Genomic DNA, 16,825 nt, shown 5'->3' with positions numbered 1-16,825 from the left:
TTCCTCGACTCCGCTCAGCGCCTCGGTACAGGCGGGGCCGGTTAGCTTCATTCGTTAGGCATCATATGTAGTTGGAGAATGTCTTATGGCTCCAAAATCTAAGAACTACAAGTCAGAGAACCACTCCTTAACATCTTTCAAGGTGGACGAAAATATCCTGTCCGTTGGCGGCTGGCGCGCGGAAACATTGACCGAGGTTCGTCGCCTCATTCATGAAGCAGTCCCGAAAGTCGAGGAAGATTGCAAGTGGATCAAGCCCGTTAATCCATTGGGTGTACCCACTTGGTCTTATGCCGGAATCATCTGCACGGGAGAGTCCTACAAGCTCGCTGTCAAATTAACCTTTGCACGTGGGGCATTCCTTGATGATCCTCATCACCTCTTCAATGCCAGCTTGGAGGGTGGCACACGAAGAGCTATTGATATTAAAGAAGGCGAGTCTCTGAATGCTGAGGCTTTCAAGCTCTTAATCCAAGCTGCTGTCGCAGAAAACCAGCGACTGGCTGCAAAATAGCCCACCCCTGTAACCTGCGGCCTAACCCCTAGCTCAACTCGGACCCCGCCTGCATTGCCTTCCGCTCTCTCTCAACTTCTTGCTTCCTCGACTCCGCTCATCGCCTCGGCGCAGGCGGGTCCGGTTAGCCTCATTCGTTAGGCTGCGCGGCGTGTTCAACCCCACCAAAAGGGAAGGTCCAGCATGAAGACGACGGCTTTTCTCCTGACGATGCTTCTGCCAGCTGCCTTAGTGGCGCAGCATCGACCCACGACGGGTTACGCCCCGGTGAACGGACTCAAGATGTACTACGAGATCCACGGGAGCGGCGATCCGGTGGTCCTGCTCCACGGCGCGTTCATGACGATCACCAACAACTGGACCGGGTGGGTCGACGAGCTCTCCAAAACGCGGAAAGTGATCGCCGTCGAAATGCAAGGCCATGGGCGCACGGCGGACATCCCACGCGACATCACCTCTGAGAACCTCGCCGACGATGTGGCGGCGCTGCTCGATTACCTGAAAATCCCACGCGCGGACCTCCTCGGGTACAGCATGGGCGGCGGCGTGGCCATGCAGTGTGCGATTCGTCATCCAGACAAAGTGCGAAGGGTTGTCGTCATCTCGTCGATGCTCCGCCGGGACGGCGTGGTCAAGGAAGGGCAGGACGCGCTCGCGACACTCACCGCGGACGCCTTCAAAGGCTCGCCCATTGAAGCCGAGTACAAGAGGCTGAATCCGAATCCGGAGGATTTCCCGAAGTTCGTCAAGCGGCTCCTCGCCATGGATTCGAAAGGGCACGACATTTACGACGACCAACTGAAGGCCACCACAGCGCCGATGTTCTTCATCCACGGCGACTCGGATGGTGTACGGCTCGAGCACGTCGCGGAAATGTTTCGCCTGAAAGGCGGCGGGATCCACGGCGACATCAAGCCGCTCCCCGCCTCGCGAATGGCCATCTTGCCCGCCACGACGCACGTGACGCTGATGCAGCGCATGTCCATCATCATTCCGATGGTGAACGACTTTTTCGACGCCAAGCAACCAAAGCCATAAGAGAAGCCCCGTACCTCAAACCACTTAGTCCAGATATTCACCTAGATTCCATCTCGCAGCCTGACCCTCAGCTCAACTCGGACCCCGCCTGTCTTGGCATCCGCTCTCTGTCAATTCCTCGCTTCCTCGGCTCCGCTCATCGCCTCGGTGCAGGCGGGGCCGGTTAGCTTCATTCGTTAGGTGCTCTCCGTCGTTCCTACCCACCCCATTTAGGAAATACTCATGAAGATCAGCACCGTTGTCTTGCCTTTGTTCCTTCTGGCTCCCCTCTCGGCACAGACCTGGGAATTGGGCGTATTTGCAGGCAGCCAGTCCTACAACTCCTTCTCAAATTCAATGCCTGGTTTGACGACGAATGGATCATGCGCCAAGAAGACTGTCTATGCTGCACGTCTTGGCTATTCGGTAATAGATCTTGGGCCTGCCATGCTCCAGCTAATGGTCGGCTACCAGCCATCCGTCACCACCACCGCCCGAATCATCACCCAAGGCACTTCGGTTCCAGGTCAGGCCCCTACTGACTCTGGTCCTCTTGACTATCAGGTCTCTCACACTTCTGTGGGCGTGATGGTCAACTTCAAGGCAGTAGCCGCCGTGGGCGTGGGCATGGAAATGCGTTTCGAGAAACAAAGCCTGGCCTCGAACAATGTTTCCTACGCCCGTCCATGGATCCGGGCCAACATTGGCATGGCTTTCTCAACCCCAGTTATTAAACCTTTCGTTGGGCTAGAACTCGCAGCAGCACTTTCCTCTACAAGCGATGGCCCTCAACCAGTCAAATCCCTCGCGCCAAAGTCTCAAATGGGGGCCTATGCCGGTATTCGATTCTGAAACAAAACCCGCATATAGTCTCGCTCCATCCTCTGTCCACGCACCTAACCCTACGCTCAAGTCGGACCCCGCCTGCATTGCCTTCCGCTCTCTCTCAGCTTCTCGCTTTCTCGGCTCCGCTCAGCGCCTCGGTGCAGGCAGGGCCGGTTAACTCCGTTCCTTAGGCCTCTCACAACATTCGAAACCATCATCGACCCAGGCGTGGAGCACCATGGCCAAATACCTGATCTCCTTCCCCGGTGCTGCGATGGTGGTTCCCCACAGTGAGTTAGAGGCTGTAGGCCGCGATGCGCACGCAGTGATTGAAGAGGCGAAGGCTGCTGGCGTCTATATCTTCGGTGGCGGCATCGACGAAAGCGTCCCACCAGTGCTTATTTCTGCCGATGGCTCGGTCGCCATGGGGGGCTACCCGTGGGCGCCCAGGCTCGATGGTGGGTTTACTGTCCTCGACTTGCCCTCGCGCGAGGAGGCTGTCGTGTGGGCCGCACGCATCGCAAAGGCCTGCCGCTGTGACCAAGAGCTGCGCGTCTTCGGTTTTGACCCGCAGTCCTAATGGGGCATTAATGTATATCGGCCTAACCCTCAGTTCAACTCGGACCCCGCCTGCATTCTCTTTCGCTCTCTCTCAGCTTCCCGCTTCCTCGGCTCCGCTCATCGCCTCGACGCAGGCAGATCCGGTTAGCCTCATTCGTTAGGCCTCTTTCGAAGGCTCGTCTCCCATGAAGCTGGAAATTCATCCTCTTCTGACTATTCGCATAGCTAGTAAGCCAGGTGCTTTGCTCCTCTCTCACCTGTTACTGCTCCTGCGATGTTCCATACTGTCTTTTTTTGTTTATGCCACTGCACTTAAATCTTGGTCCTCGTTTCCAGGTGATGCAGTAATAAAAGGTGCAGCTAGGTGCCTAGCTTATCCGGTATTCTTTACCGCCAAACCTTTATTATAATTTAATAAATTTACAGATAACTTCTACTATGTTCCTCACGCGCTAGATTTGCCTAATCCGCCTCGATTCTCCAAGGGTACAACTGCAATTAATAATAATTCAGCGCCATCAGGGTTTTATATCAACGACCTCTATTTCCAGCATCCAGGTTTCACTCTTCACATGCTCTTCTTTACGTTCTGGTACTATATTTTCATCCTTATTGTTCAAAAGATGGCCCGCAAGCTTCGGCCTAACCCCTAGCTCAACTCAGACCCCGCCTGCATTCTCTTTCGCTCTCTCTCAGCCTCCCGCTTCCTCGGCTCCGCTCGTCGCCTCGGTACAGGCGGGGCCGGTCAGCTTCATTCGTTAGGCACCTCAACCTGAGTCCTGGCGGTCTCATACCTCTCGGGTTTTCGTGGTGCACCATTTGATTGACCCACGGATCGACACACTGCTGACCAGAAGGATCACCATGTCCATCTTGCAGAAACTGAGTTGTGTAATCTCACTTGCGCTGTTCATTTCCTGTGGTGGCGGTGGTGGTGGCTCGACCCAGGTGACTCCTCCACCACTCGGCATGTCGCTTTCCACCCACGCGATCACGACATCTTCCTACGCTCAGGACCCCTACCTGGTCACTGCCACCGTCAATCTCACCATTTCAGGAGCCATACCATCCGGCGGGATCTATGTGGGAGGGAATTTCACCAGTAATGGGATCGACAGTATTTCGGCACTGGCGGCAAGCAACAACACGGTGGTGATCACGATCAATTACAAGAGTGCCAGCACACTTGCCGTCGGCACCTACAGCGACACCATTTCGGTCATCGCCGCGACCGACCAGGCCGGCACCAATCAGATCGCTAACAGCCCCCAGACCATCAACTCGACCTACAAGGTACTTCTCCCTCCACCTCAAATCACCATGTTGAGTCCCGCCTCGGCATATGTCGGTGGCCCAGCTTTCACGTTGACGATCATGGGCAGTGGTTTTCCTCCTGATGCCCAGATCCAATGGAACGGTATCCCCATGCCAACCATTTATGTTTCAGCCACCACCCTCACAGCCGCGATTCCAGCCACGGCCCTCGCCGCTGTCGGGACCGCTCAAATCACGGTGAGCGGTGCAGACCTGGCGACGTCAAATCCCATCCCGTTCACGATTGGAAATTCCCAGGCCACCTTCATTAACATCCCTGCATCGGACTTAGTCTGGGATGGGTTGAACCAGGTAATCTACGCCGCTGTTCCAAACATCCTTCAGTACGGGTCCAACAACATCTTCCCGAATACCATCGCCGCGATCGACCCTAATAGCGGTCAGGTGATCAAGACGGTTTCCACCGGTGGTGGCATCAATCCTCCTGTGACTGGCCCTTTCTTCCTCGCCATATCAGAGGATTCTAGTTTTCTCTATGCGTTCACTTATGTGAACCAGCCCGGGGTGTTCTGCGCTCTTCAGCGATACATCCTTCCCGCCTTGACGCTTGATGCCACATTCAATATTCCTTTCAGCACCAACACCGTCTCTGCCATGAGTGTTGCCCCGGGAGCTCCCCATACCCTTGCTATAGCGATGGCAGCTCCTGGGGGCCGCAACGCGGGCGTCATGATTTTCGATGACACCATGCAGAGAGGCTCTTCAGTTCTTGCTTCAATAGACGGCCTTCCATTCTCATACCTGCAGTGGAGTCCAGATGCCTCGACCCTTTATGTTGCGGAAGATTGGCCATCACTTGGGGAATACCTGACCCTGAGTGTCAATTCAGGCGGCCCGAGCGTGCAATCAGATGCAGCTGGGGTTCTTTCCTCGGGCAGCCACGATATCCACTATGTTTCGTCCACGGGAAAAATCTATGTCGGCAACGGGCAAGTGCTAGACCCCTCTACCCACAATACGGTCGGGACATGCGGAACGGGCTGGGGCGGCATGGCTCCAGATCCAATTCTGGGGCTTGGTTTCTTCCTTGACCTACATCCCTCCTTACCAAGTGGTACGTCCGGTTTGGCCATTCACTCCTACGACCTCACCCGGTATTCATCCTTCTCAACGACGAGCATTCCCCTCATCAGTGTTCCGAACACGCCTGGATTCTTGCCCAATCGAATCATCCGTTGCGGGCCATCAACCTTGGCGTTGGGAGGTGGTCTAGGTCCCATCTGCCTCATCAAAGGACCCTTTGCCCAAGGGAAATGATCCGGGGATTCAAGGCGCCGCGGCACTTCAACACCAGGTTCTCACCCGAGGGGTCTGACCTTGCGCTCAACTCGGACCCCGCCTGCATTGCCTCCTGCTCTCTCTCATCCTCCCGCTTCCTCGGCTCCGCTCGTCGCTTCGGTGCGGCGGGGCCGGTTGGCTCCATTCGTTAGGCCACCTACCTCTATGAACATCCCCCGTGCCCTAGTCGCCTGCTTCGTCATCTCTCTGGTTCTCGGATGCGACTTCCAAAAGGAGGCTGATACCAAGTTTGGCGATCAACACTTCAAGACAGCCATTTCCCTAATTGAACTGCACAAGATTCGATATGGAACCTACCCTGGAAGCCTCAAAGATCTAAGGTTCATGGGTGAGTGGGATACAATCGCATTAAATTCTGTTGAATATAAGAAACTCGAAAGTGGGTACGAACTGAACGTAACTCGCGGATGGATCGCTCAACCAACTCTCTCCTATCCGAAAGAATTTTGGCAAGGCCTAGGCCTCACCAAGTCCAACATGAAGCCCATCCAATGAAGCGGTCTAACCCTCAGCTCAACTCGGACCCAACCTGCATTGCCTTCTATCCCTTCTCTTCTTGTCGCTTCCTCGGCTCCGTTCAGCATCTCGGTGCAGGCGCGGCCGGTTAGCTTCATTCGTTAGGCTTCTCTCGGATTTCTAAATGCCGACCAAGAAAGATTACGATCCGTGGATCGATTATTCGCGCTATCGACTTGAAGGGGATGAGCAGGCCCTGCTTTCTCTTGGAGAGCACCACATTGGTTGTGAAACCATTCAAAATATGCATTTTATTTGGAGCCAGCTTCCGCAAGATGTACAATATTTCGGCTCACCTGATTATGATTACCTTCAAATCGAATCCTTCCTTGAAAACAGAGTGAATCACAAAATCCCCCTATTCCCGGCAATCCTCATTGCAGCGGTTGCCCTTATTGCTGCATTTAAACTTGATGCTCCTATTCTAGGTTTGTCTATAGTATTAATCATTTTTCTAGGCATCCAGGTTGACCGTGTCATCAGATCGAATGTGAAACAGGCGTTGAGATTGCTTCATCAGACCAGCCAACCCAACGATCATTTCGGATCAGCCTAACCCTTAGCTCAACTCAGACCCCACCGGCATTGTCTTCCGCTCTCTCTCAGCTTCTCGCTTCCTCGGCTCCGTTCAGCGCCTCAGCGCCGGCGTGGCCGCTTAGCTTCATTCGGTAGGCCATGACCGTGTCTGCTCACACCCATGGGGAGGGTTCCCGGGATGGACATTCCAAGGATCTTCAACATCACCGAAAGTGCTCACCGCATCCATAACCCGTTCACACCAGAAAAGCTGGCCGCTCTCGGCGTCGCGCTGCGTCTGGAATCGGGAACTCAGGTGCTCGACCTCGGCAGCGGTTCGGGGGAGATGCTTTGCACCTGGGCACGCGATCACGGCATCATCGGCTTCGGCATCGACATGAGCAAGTTGTTCACCGAGCAAGCCAAACTCCGGGCTGAAGAACTTGGCGTCGCCAGTCAAGTCAAGTTCATCCATGGCGATGCTGCCGGTTATGTCTCTGATGAGAAGGTGGGTGTGGCCGCCTGTGTTGGTGCCACCTGGATCGCCGGGGGGGTCGCCGGCACCATCGGGCTCCTGGCGCGGAGCCTGCGCGCCGGAGGGATCATCCTCATCGGCGAGCCCTACTGGCGGCAGCTGCCGCCGACGGAAGCTGTTGCCAAGGGGTGTCTTGCCAACTCCATCTCCGAGTTTCTCCTGCTCCCAGACCTTCTCGCGTCGTTCGGCCACCTTGGCTACGACGTCGTTGAAATGGTTCTGGCCGACCAAGACGGCTGGGACAGATACGAGGCGGCCAAATGGCTCACCATGCGCCGATGGCTTGAAGCCAATCCGGATGACGAGTTCGCGAAGGAAGTCCGAGCAAAGCTGACCTCGGAACCCGAGCGCTACGCCGCCTACACGCGTGAGTACCTGGGCTGGGGTGCATTCGCGCTGATGCCGCGCTGAGCCTGACCGATCTTTCAACCCGGACGTCGCCTCTGTGAGCCGCTTCTCCCACCAACGTCATGGAATCCCCGTCTCCTCTTACCGCGGCGCTTCGGCCACGCCGGTCAACTCTGTTCATTAGGCGTCATCCCATGGGTCGAACCACCGCGCTCCGCTCTGCACTGAAGGCTGTCTTCTACCCCTATGTCGAGGCGCGCGGGTTCATCCTCGACACATCCAACCAGCCGTGGTTCACCACCTTCCGAAGGCACCAGGGCGACAAAGTGCACGTTTTTGATATCCAATGGGACAAGTACGGTGGGCCACGCTTCGTGCTGAACTTTGGAGAAGCACCCGCCAACGGACTGGTTCGGCAGCACGAACCTATCGCTCCGCAACATATAGACCTGTGCGACTGCCAACCGAGGCTGCGCCTTCAGCGGAGAAGAGGCGGAACGATGGGTTGCTGGTTTCAGCTTCGTCGGCCGTTGTGGGAGCAATTCATTTCGCTTTCCCGCGAATACCGTCCCGAAGAGGTCGCACACCGGGTCACCGCCTCATTCGCTGAAGTCGAAACCTGGTGGGCGACAAGGGTCCAAGGTCCTCATGTGCATGGCATCGGCCATGACGCCTAAACTCCGCTCAACTCAACCCAAGCATGGCCGCTTAGCTTCCTTCCCTAGCCCCCAGGAATCCAAGAAAGGAGGACACGATGAGCGACGAACAAGCGGCACCTGAGACGAAGGGCGTCACCGTGACGCTGCTGGCAACGGTGGATCTAGGCCCTGAGATCGAGGGCATGGCCGGGCGCCAACTCCGGATGCGGAGGGTGACCATCGAGCCTGGAGGCGTCTTCGGCCCGGTTCACGACCACATCGACCGGCCAGGCACCGTCTACATCCTGCAAGGAACGATCACGGATCATCGCCATGGGGTCGCGACGGACTATGGGCCGGGGGTGGGCTGGCCCGAGGACCGGAACACCATCCACTGGCTCGAGAACCGGGGCACGGTTCCGGCCGTGGAGATCTCAGTGGATATAGTCAGGCAGGCGTAAGGTGCGACCCAACCTCCCATACGGTCGGGCCCGACCCTGGGCCGCGTCCAGCGCTTCGGTGCAATCGGGCCCGGTGGGCGGCTTCCGCAGCCAGGTTCTCTCAACGCACGCTGTTCCCAGTTCTGACGCTCCCCCATCTCATCTTCTTCCCAAGGACCCGATACCGATGCGTGCTTGCACCCTCTTCAAAGGCCTCCCCATCCTGGGGCTGCCCCTTCTGCTGGCCTGCGGAGGCGGGGGAGCCGGCGGCGGCGGCAAGAATCTGACGCCCGGCTATGCCTATGTCGTCAACAGCTCCAACGGCAGCCTCTGGTCCTACTCGATCGACCCGACCACCGGCGCACTCAGCTCGATTGGGAATCCGGTCTACGCGAGCAGCAATCCGCAAGGGGTGGCCCTGGACCGGAACCAGCAGTTCCTGTACGTGGCCTGCAGCACGTTCGGCTCTGTGGACGTGTTCTCGTTCGATGCTGCGACCCATCTGCCCAAGGCGGTGACCTCCGCTCCGACTTCAGCGGGCAGCTCCAGCCTGGCGCTCTCTCCCGACGGCGCGCATGTCTATGCCGGCGGAACCGCCGGGATCTACACCTTTGCCACCAGCGCCTCCGGGACGCTCACCTCCACCGGCGCGGTCGTGGCCACCGGGACTGCCTACAACCTGGCCATCGATCCGCTGGGTCGCGTCCTGGTCTCCGGGGACGGGAGCGCGATCCGGGTGCACGCCCTGAACCCCACAACGGGTCAGCCTTCCAGCACTCCGACCGTCTTGGCCGCCCCGCAGCTGAGTCACGGGATCCTGTTCCACCCGAATGGCAAGACGCTCTACGTCGTCGGCGCCACGAGCACGACCGCCTCCCAGATCCAGCCATACACCCTGGACGCATCCGGAAACCTGGCCAGCCTGGCGCCCGTGGCGATGGGCGCATACCCCTGGACATGCGCCCTGGACCCGACGGGGCGCTGGCTGTTCGTCGCCAACGCGGACCGGACCATCACGACCTATGCGATCGACGCCACAGGTGCGCCCACCCAGGCCTCGGTGTCCGCAGTGCTGCCCTACTACACCCGCAACCTCGCCATGACCCCGGACGGGAAGTTCCTGTTCGATTCCTTCAACACCACCTACATGGGCATCGGGACCTTGACGATGGATGCTGGCGGGGCGCTCCACTTGATCGGCACCTCCAACATGACCGGGAACCCCGCGGCCACCGTGTTCCGTTGATCCGCCACTCACCAAGCCGTCGGCCGCGTCCCAGGGCATGGCCTCCCGCTCTGTCCCAGTCCCCTGCCTCATCGGCCCCGCCTGCGTCCCGACGCAGGCGGGACCGATGAGTTCCCTTCATCAGGCCACCCATGCTTCCCGACCACTGCGCGATCCTCGGTGCCATCATCGGCTCGCTTGGCGGTTTCTATTACCTCTACGAAACCATCCTCGGCAAGGCCCAGCCCAACCGCATCACCTGGCTGCTCTGGGGGATCTTCCCGCTGGTCATCTTCGTGGCCCAGAGGGTGCAGGGCGTCGAGGGTGTGTCGTGGGCGTCCTTTGCCGCCGGGTTCACACCGTTGCTTGTCTTCGCGGCGTCTTTCTTCAATGAGAAGGCCTATTGGAAAAGCGAGCCGCGCGACTACTACCTGATGGCAGCGGCGATCTTCGGCATCCTCCTCTGGGCCATGACCGACCAGCCCAACCTGGCCCTGGCGCTCTCGCTGCTGGCGGACATGCTGGCGAGCCTCCCGACCCTCATCAAGGCCTACCGGCATCCCCATTCCGAGAGCTGGATCGCCTATGCCGTCAGCGCGCTCGGCTTCGGAATCAGCCTGTTGTCGGTGCAGACCTACCACTTCGAACACACTGCTTTCGTCGCCTATGTGTTCATCCTCAACGCCTCCCTGGCGGTGCTGGCCTCGCGAAGTCCCGGGCATCCAGGGGCGACCGGCCTCCTTCGTTAACCCCGGTGACGGCACGCATGTTGAGCGGCACAGAAATTGTTACCAGGGACCTGAGAGTCCCCACGCTGTTGTTTCGCAGCACTTTGCATCGCGCAATGCCTTCATCTTCCGACGATGAGTCCAATTGCAACATGGAAGCCTATCTTGGGCCTTGGAGGTGAAATGAAAACCGTCGCCGTCATCCTTGCCGTGGTCCTAACGGGGTGCATCCCGCCTTCCACCAGGAATCAGACCACGCCTGAAGTGAGGCTGGACGTGGTCCTGCTGACAAAAAACCCCATCGTCCCCAGGCCCCCGGCCAGCGAGGTGGCCCTCCTCTCCCAGCGGCCTTCGGATCGCCCCAGCGACGTGTTGGCGATGGTCGCGGCCACCACCGATACCGGCACCTTCACTCACAAGGATTTCAACTCGATGCTGCCTGCCATCAAGGCAAAAGCCTGCGAGCTCGGCGCGGATGCGATCGTCATCAAGCACCTTGAACTGGGCGATGCACCGAGCTGGAATCAGTACAACTCGAAAACCCCAAGCAAAGCGTTCTGTGTGCTGATCAAGTTCCTGAACTGATCCTTCCGCGCTCGCTCAACATCCCGTTTTCCGGACTCCGCTCCGTGATGGGCCGGTTGCAGTCATCCTGTTTCTGGAGCGCAAGGTCATGGTCGAATCTGAAGAGAGGGCGATGGCCCGCCGGTCCGCATCCCGATGTCTGATGGCCGGCCTCGCCCTCGCGGGGGCCGGGTATCTGCCGCTTCAGCTGTACATCCTCTTCGGGCCCCGGGACGGCAACCCGGTCGGGTTGGGGGTGTGGGCGGTCCTTGCGATCTTTGCAGGGCTGGTGGTGGTCGCCATCGGCCTGATCAAGTGGGCCCTCCATTGTTTTCTGCGGGGAAGGGGTTGACCGTATTCGGGAGCCTCGGAATGGCGGGTAGATTCGAGGCGCCTTCAGTTCCGTTCGACCTCCCATTACAGGCGTGGACGGTCCACTGCCATTGCCGGACCTCCCCAGTTCGCACCAAGACCCCAGAACCAAGGCTGCTCAAGGCCCCACCCAGATCGAGGCATTCCATGCAAACCCGTCGAGTTCTGCCGCTGGTCATTCTCTTCTCCTTCGGCTTGATGGCCCAGGTGCCGGCCGAACGCATCCATGCCGGCTTCAAGGCCCTCAGCACGGGATCCTGGGCGGACGCGTTCAAGGAATGGGACAAGCAGGCCCTGCCTTACGCGCCGGTCGATCCCGAGCCACGCGCGGTGCTTGAAGACTGGATCCCCAAGACCTGGGGCATCGGAAGCTGGGAGCTGCTCCAGACCACGTCCGTGAGCAAGCTCTGGCAGAGACAGTGGTGGCTGGTCAGCTTCGATCAGGGGGTCGTCTTCTTCTCGTTCGATTATGTGATTCATAAAGGTGAATGGCGGATCTTCCGCATCCAGGTCTCCAGAGATCCCGCCACGGTGCTCCCGGGGCTGGACCTGTACCCGAACCTGGCGGCCCGCGCCCGGGAGTGATCCCCCCGACTCCGCATGGCACCTCCCTGCGGGCAGGGCCGGTCGGCTTCTTTCGTGAGGTTCCTCCCCGATGCCAGGGCACTCCAAGCTCGGTCCCACCCACCGCCTGGTCGCCGCGGCCCTCGCCTTGGTCTGGGCCTGTGCCGGTTTGGCGGGCTGCATCGCGGCGTACGTCTACGGCCGCTGGGCCCTGGCCTGGGCCGGCCTGTTCGCCCTCTGGTTCGCGGTGCTCTGGGCCCGTGTGGCTCTCCGGGCGCGCTTGCTCACCTGGAGGGAAGCGGTCACGCCCTGGCGAATCCCCTGAGCGCACTCGAAGCAAGAACCATTGGCAAGGACCGGAGTTGGTCTTACGCTCCGCTCCATCCAGATCCACCACATCCCAGGAGGTCACATGAAGGATTTCCTCGCCATCACGGAACACCCCGCCGAGCGCGTCCTCCGCGTGCTGGCAGGGCTCGTCGCCATCAGCCTGGTCTTCCTCGGGCCGAAGACCGCCTGGGGCTGGATCGGCATCCCCCTCATCCTGACGGGGGCCACGGGGCTCTGCCCGCTCTACACGGTGCTCGGAATCTCCACCTGCCCCAGGAAGCCCGCGCCCTGACCGGCACCGCCAGGAATCCCCATGCCCGCCCCACCCCTGATCCGTGACCTCCACCCCGACGAGTTCGACGCCCTCGGCCGCCTGATGGTCGAGGTCTACTCGGGCCTGGAAGGCTTCCCCACGCCCGTCGACCAGCCCGGCTACTACGACCTGCTCGCCCACATCGGGCAGTTCACCGAAAAGAAGGACGCCCGGGTGCTCGTCGCGGTCACCGCCGCGGGCGAATTGGCGGGCGGCGTCGTCTACTTCGGCGACATGGCCGAGTACGGCTCGGGCGGGATCGCCACAACGATCCGGAACGCCTCCGGCATCCGCCTGCTGGGGGTCCGCCCCGCGGCCCGCGGCGCGGGTGTGGGCAGGGCGCTGACGCAGGCGTGCATCCAGCTGGCGCGGGACCGGGGCCACGCCCAGGTGATCCTGCACACCACCCAGGCGATGCGGGTCGCCTGGGGACTCTACGAGCGCCTGGGCTTCACCCGGTCGGAGGACCTGGACTTCTCCCAGCAGGGCCTCCCGGTCTTCGGGTTCCGGCTCTCGCTGACCCGGGCCTGACTCCGCCCGACCCGCCCTAAAGGCCTCCGGGAACGCCCGCCCGGCCTACCTTCTTAGGCAGGAGGTCCGCATGAAACCAGCCTCTCTCATCGCGACGGCTTTCCTCGGCACCATCTCCCTGGCCCAATGCCTGCGGGTGGTCCTCGGGTTGGACATCCAGATCGGGCGGGCCCTCATCCCTCCCTGGATGAGCCTGGCAGCCTCCCTCTTCTGCGGGGTTCTGGCGGTCGGACTCTATCGGGAAACCCGGAAGTTCGGCTGAGGCCCGCGAACCGCCGGAAAACCCTGGCGCGGAGACGGATCTCGGCTATCTTCTTCCCCGATGACCATTTTTTCATATTAAGACTCCATCTCACATCGACCCACCGGCCGTCGCGGGCAGGACTGGAGGGAGCCCCGACATGGCCGACCTGAGCCCGGATCAGCTGGCGGAGAACTGGGGGGCCATCGCCGCGGACTATGAGCGCGCCTTCGAGGGCCTGAGCACGCAGTACGCCGCCCACGCGCTCCGGCTGCTGGACCTCCGGCCCGGCGAGCGCGTCCTCGACGTGGCCGCCGGCACCGGCGCCTTCAGCCTGCAGGCGGCGCGGGCCGGGGCGGAGGTCCTCGCGACGGATTTCGCCCCCGGCATGGTGGACCGGCTGAGGGCGCGCATCGCCGCCGAGGGCCTGCCCCACATCTCTGCGGAGGTCATGGATGGGCAGGCGCTGGCCCTGCCCGATGCCTCTTTCGACGCCAGCGCCTCGGTGCTGGGCCTGATCTTCTTTCCGGACCTGGACTGCGGCCTGGGGGAGCTGCGGCGCGTGCTGCGCGGAGGGGGCCGGGCCGCCGTGGTCTGCTGGCGCGATCCCGCCGACCTGCCGCTGATGAAGCTCGTGCAGCAGGCGATCCGCCAGGTCGCCCCCGGGCTCCAGCCGCCGTCCACGCCCCCGGCCTGGGCCCGGCTGACGGGCGGAGGGCTGAAGGCGCGGATGGAGGCCGCCGGCTTCCAGGAGGTGGCGGTGGTGACCTCGACGGCCACCCAGCGGATCCTCACGCCGGAAGCCTACTGGGCCGGCTTCACCCGCTCGGCGCCACCCCTGGCCTTCCTCTTCGGGCAGCTCGGCCCCGAGCGGACGGCAGCCGTGGGGCGGGCCTACATCGAGGCCCTCCGGGCCCAGGCGGAGGACGGGGTGCCGACCCTGTGCGTGGAAGCCAGCATCGGCGTGGGGAGGGCCTGACATGGAAACCGGCCCCGAGGGCCCCGGAGTCCGCCTCCCGCCGCCGGCGGTGTTCCTCGCGGGGCTGGGGATCGGGTTCCTGCTCCAGCGCCGGTGGCCGTTGGCCCTCTTACCGGCAGGCATCCTCCCACGGCTGCTGGGCGGCCTGGCCATCCTGCTGGCGGGAGCCCTGGCCCTCTGGGCCTTCCGCACGTTCCACCGCGCCCACACCACCGTGCGGCCCGACCGCGCGGCCTCGACGCTCATGACCCAGGGCCCCTTCCGGTTCACCCGGAATCCCCTGTACCTCAGCCTCGCCCTGCTCCAGGCGGGCCTTGCCCTCCTGGCCCATGCCCTGTGGCCAGCACTGATGCTGCTGCCGGTCCTCCTCGTCATCCGCCTCCATGTCATCGCCCGGGAGGAGCGGCATCTGCTGGGCCGGTTCGGGCCCGAGTACCAGGCCTACTGCCGCACGGTACGACGCTGGTTCTGATGGCGCCGTCAGGCGAGCTGCGGACTGGCTCTATGCTTACCTCATGGCCGATTCGTTCCACGCCCGCATTCCCGCGCTTTCCGACGCCGACCTGCGGCGCTACCTGGAGCAGCCCCTGGCCTACAAGACCGAGGCGGTGGAGGCGGCCCTCGCGGAGCTGCGCCGCCGCGGGCAGGTGATCCCCGCCGCCGACCTGGCGCAGCTCCAGCAGCGGCTCCACGAGCGCGACGCCGCCCGGCACGCGGAGTTGGAGCCCGGACCCGACAGCCTGCTCGGGGCCTCTCCGGAAACCCGGCGGGTCCGCATCCGCCGCATCACGGCCGGCATCCTGGCCGCGGGTCTCGGCGCGGCCACGCTCATCTATGCCACCGCCACGCCTCCGGCCGCCAATCCCCTGGGCTACGAAGCCGAGAACACCAAGCGGTACCTGCGGCAGCTGGAGGTGGTCGGCGGCAAGGCCAACGTGGTGGCCACCGAGTTCCAGCGCTGGTTCGAGGGGCTCTGGCAGGGCCGGTCACTGGCCTTCACCGTAGCCTGGCTGACGCTCCTGCTCGCCGCCGGGTTCTGGTTCCTGGCCACCCGCCTGGCCGTGGGCACGGACCTCGGCCCGACCTCCAGGAAGCACGATGGGGACGGAGCCTGACATGGCCCTCCGCCCCTCCAAGCCGGGCCTCCATCCCCGCAACCGCCACGCCGGCGGCTACGACTTCCCCCGCCTGATTGCGGCTTGCCCCGAGCTGGCGCCCTTCGTGCGGCGCGCCCCCCACGGCGGCCCGTCCATCGACTTCGCGGATCCCGCGGCGGTGAAGGCCCTGAACCGCGCCCTGCTGTTGGAAGCCTACGGCATCCGCGGGTGGGACCTGCCGACAGGCGCCCTCTGCCCGCCCATCCCCGGCCGGGCGGACTACCTGCACCACCTGGCGGACCTGCTGGCGGAGGGCGGGCCCATCCCTCGGGGCCCCGCCGTGCGCGCGCTGGACATCGGCACCGGCGCCAGCCTCATCTATCCGCTGCTGGGCCACCGGGAGTACGGCTGGTCCTTCGTGGGCACGGACCTCGAGGGCGCGGCTCTGGCCTCGGCCGCCCGCATCCTGGCGGCCAACCCGGGTCTGGAGGCGGCCATCGCCCTGCGGCCGCAGGCGGATCCCCGGGCCATCTTCCGGGGCGTGGTGAGGCCGGAGGAGCGCTTCGACCTGGCTCTCTGCAACCCGCCCTTCCACGCCTCGCTGCGGGAGGCCCGGGAGGCCGCCCAGGTGAAATGGCGGAAGCTCGGGCGGGGCGCCTCCGGCCACGCCCGGAACTTCGGCGGCCAGGGCGCGGAGCTGTGGTGCGAGGGCGGCGAGGCGGGCTTCGTCCGGCGCATGATCGCGGAGAGCGCGGAGCTCCGGGCCCAGGTGGGCTGGTTCACCACACTCATCTCCAGTTCCAGGAACCTGCCCGCCCTGCACCAGGCCCTCCGCCAGGCCGGGGCCGCGGAGGTCCGCACCGTACCCATGGCCCAGGGCCAGAAGCAGAGCCGCTTCCTGGCCTGGACCTTCCTCGAACCCGCGGCGCGGGAGGCCTGGCGGAAGCGGCGCTCCGGGTTGTGATCCGATATTTCGGACTGACAAGTATGATTACTCCATCGCCGGAGTCTTCATGGCCGTCCTTCGCCGCCTGCCCGCCCTGCTCGCCCTGCTGATGCTGGGAGCCCACTTCCTGCGCGGCGGGGAGACCCCGCTGGTGCTGCTCTGCCTGCTCCTGCTGGTGCCGCTCTTCGTGCCCCGGCCCTGGGCGCAGGCCACGGTGCGCTGGGCCCTGGCCCTGGGTGCGCTGGTGTGGCTGTGGACCCTGACGGGGGATGTCCGCCAGCGCCTGGCCTTCGGCGAGCCCTGGCTCCGCCTGGTCTTCATCCTGGGCGCCGTGGCGGCGTTCACGGCCTGGGCCGCGTGGCTGCTGCGGGACAAGCGAAGGCGGGGTTGA

The 16,825-nt window shown here is 62.4% G+C and carries 23 protein-coding genes; all 23 read left to right on the top strand.

Going from position 1 to position 16,825, the window contains the following annotated elements:
- Positions 1-85: 85 nt before the first annotated feature.
- Positions 86-514 (top strand): DUF1801 domain-containing protein, encoded by a 429-nt coding sequence (locus MLE43_RS07975; RefSeq protein WP_243303094.1) that lies wholly within the window; start codon positions 86-88, stop codon positions 512-514.
- A 183-nt stretch (positions 515-697) separates the two neighbouring features.
- Positions 698-1,552 (top strand): alpha/beta fold hydrolase, encoded by an 855-nt coding sequence (locus tag MLE43_RS07970; RefSeq protein WP_243303093.1) that lies wholly within the window; start codon positions 698-700, stop codon positions 1,550-1,552.
- Positions 1,553-1,774: 222 nt separating this feature from the next.
- On the top strand, positions 1,775-2,383 hold the full coding sequence (locus tag MLE43_RS07965; RefSeq protein WP_243303092.1) for a hypothetical protein: 609 nt from the start codon (positions 1,775-1,777) through the stop codon (positions 2,381-2,383).
- Between the two features lie 211 nt (positions 2,384-2,594).
- Entirely contained in the window at positions 2,595-2,936 is a 342-nt protein-coding gene (locus tag MLE43_RS07960; protein WP_243303090.1) for a YciI family protein, read from the top strand.
- Between the two features lie 845 nt (positions 2,937-3,781).
- A complete protein-coding gene (locus MLE43_RS07955; RefSeq protein WP_243303088.1) occupies positions 3,782-5,509 on the top strand; it encodes a hypothetical protein in 1,728 nt (575 codons plus the stop codon).
- 682 nt (positions 5,510-6,191) lie between these two features.
- Positions 6,192-6,623 carry a hypothetical protein gene (locus MLE43_RS07950; protein ID WP_243303086.1) on the top strand — a complete coding sequence of 144 codons (432 nt, stop codon included), beginning with the start codon at positions 6,192-6,194 and terminating at the stop codon, positions 6,621-6,623.
- 159 nt (positions 6,624-6,782) lie between these two features.
- Positions 6,783-7,529 (top strand): SAM-dependent methyltransferase, encoded by a 747-nt coding sequence (locus MLE43_RS07945; protein ID WP_243303085.1) that lies wholly within the window; start codon positions 6,783-6,785, stop codon positions 7,527-7,529.
- Between the two features lie 131 nt (positions 7,530-7,660).
- The gene (locus tag MLE43_RS07940; RefSeq protein WP_243303083.1) at positions 7,661-8,143 is read left to right on the top strand and encodes a DUF4304 domain-containing protein; all 483 of its coding nucleotides are present in this window, start codon (positions 7,661-7,663) and stop codon (positions 8,141-8,143) included.
- Between the two features lie 77 nt (positions 8,144-8,220).
- Positions 8,221-8,565 (top strand): cupin domain-containing protein, encoded by a 345-nt coding sequence (locus MLE43_RS07935; protein ID WP_243303081.1) that lies wholly within the window; start codon positions 8,221-8,223, stop codon positions 8,563-8,565.
- 166 nt (positions 8,566-8,731) lie between these two features.
- Positions 8,732-9,790 (top strand): lactonase family protein, encoded by a 1,059-nt coding sequence (locus tag MLE43_RS07930; protein WP_243303080.1) that lies wholly within the window; start codon positions 8,732-8,734, stop codon positions 9,788-9,790.
- A gap of 131 nt (positions 9,791-9,921) precedes the next feature.
- The gene (locus tag MLE43_RS07925) at positions 9,922-10,518 is read left to right on the top strand and encodes a hypothetical protein (protein WP_243303077.1); all 597 of its coding nucleotides are present in this window, start codon (positions 9,922-9,924) and stop codon (positions 10,516-10,518) included.
- Between the two features lie 162 nt (positions 10,519-10,680).
- Entirely contained in the window at positions 10,681-11,082 is a 402-nt protein-coding gene (locus MLE43_RS07920; RefSeq protein WP_243303075.1) for a hypothetical protein, read from the top strand.
- Positions 11,083-11,224: 142 nt separating this feature from the next.
- Positions 11,225-11,413 (top strand): hypothetical protein, encoded by a 189-nt coding sequence (locus MLE43_RS07915; RefSeq protein WP_243303072.1) that lies wholly within the window; start codon positions 11,225-11,227, stop codon positions 11,411-11,413.
- A gap of 167 nt (positions 11,414-11,580) precedes the next feature.
- Positions 11,581-12,018 carry a hypothetical protein gene (locus MLE43_RS07910; RefSeq protein WP_243303070.1) on the top strand — a complete coding sequence of 146 codons (438 nt, stop codon included), beginning with the start codon at positions 11,581-11,583 and terminating at the stop codon, positions 12,016-12,018.
- A gap of 70 nt (positions 12,019-12,088) precedes the next feature.
- Positions 12,089-12,322, top strand: coding sequence for a hypothetical protein (locus MLE43_RS07905; protein WP_243303067.1), 234 nt, complete (start codon positions 12,089-12,091; stop codon positions 12,320-12,322).
- 87 nt (positions 12,323-12,409) lie between these two features.
- Positions 12,410-12,619 (top strand): YgaP family membrane protein, encoded by a 210-nt coding sequence (locus MLE43_RS07900; RefSeq protein WP_243303065.1) that lies wholly within the window; start codon positions 12,410-12,412, stop codon positions 12,617-12,619.
- Positions 12,620-12,640: 21 nt separating this feature from the next.
- Positions 12,641-13,171 (top strand): GNAT family N-acetyltransferase, encoded by a 531-nt coding sequence (locus MLE43_RS07895; protein ID WP_243303064.1) that lies wholly within the window; start codon positions 12,641-12,643, stop codon positions 13,169-13,171.
- Between the two features lie 70 nt (positions 13,172-13,241).
- A complete protein-coding gene (locus MLE43_RS07890) occupies positions 13,242-13,433 on the top strand; it encodes a hypothetical protein (RefSeq protein WP_243303063.1) in 192 nt (63 codons plus the stop codon).
- 139 nt (positions 13,434-13,572) lie between these two features.
- Positions 13,573-14,391: a class I SAM-dependent methyltransferase gene (locus tag MLE43_RS07885; RefSeq protein WP_243303062.1), complete on the top strand. Its 819-nt coding sequence runs from the start codon at positions 13,573-13,575 to the stop codon at positions 14,389-14,391.
- 1 nt (position 14,392) lies between these two features.
- A complete protein-coding gene (locus tag MLE43_RS07880; RefSeq protein WP_243303061.1) occupies positions 14,393-14,863 on the top strand; it encodes a methyltransferase family protein in 471 nt (156 codons plus the stop codon).
- A 43-nt stretch (positions 14,864-14,906) separates the two neighbouring features.
- Positions 14,907-15,506, top strand: a complete 600-nt coding sequence (locus MLE43_RS07875) for a hypothetical protein (RefSeq protein WP_243303060.1) — start codon at positions 14,907-14,909, stop codon at positions 15,504-15,506.
- Positions 15,490-16,452, top strand: a complete 963-nt coding sequence (rlmF, locus tag MLE43_RS07870; protein WP_420843171.1) for a 23S rRNA (adenine(1618)-N(6))-methyltransferase RlmF — start codon at positions 15,490-15,492, stop codon at positions 16,450-16,452. Before MLE43_RS07875 ends, rlmF begins: the two co-directional genes overlap by 17 nt.
- 49 nt (positions 16,453-16,501) lie before the next feature.
- Positions 16,502-16,825 carry a hypothetical protein gene (locus MLE43_RS07865; RefSeq protein ID WP_243303057.1) on the top strand — a complete coding sequence of 108 codons (324 nt, stop codon included), beginning with the start codon at positions 16,502-16,504 and terminating at the stop codon, positions 16,823-16,825.

Origin of the sequence: Geothrix oryzisoli (assembly GCF_022808865.1) — a bacterium.
Taxonomy (GTDB): Bacteria; Acidobacteriota; Holophagae; order Holophagales; family Holophagaceae; genus Geothrix; species Geothrix oryzisoli.
This window is presented reverse-complemented; position numbering and strand designations above follow the sequence as displayed.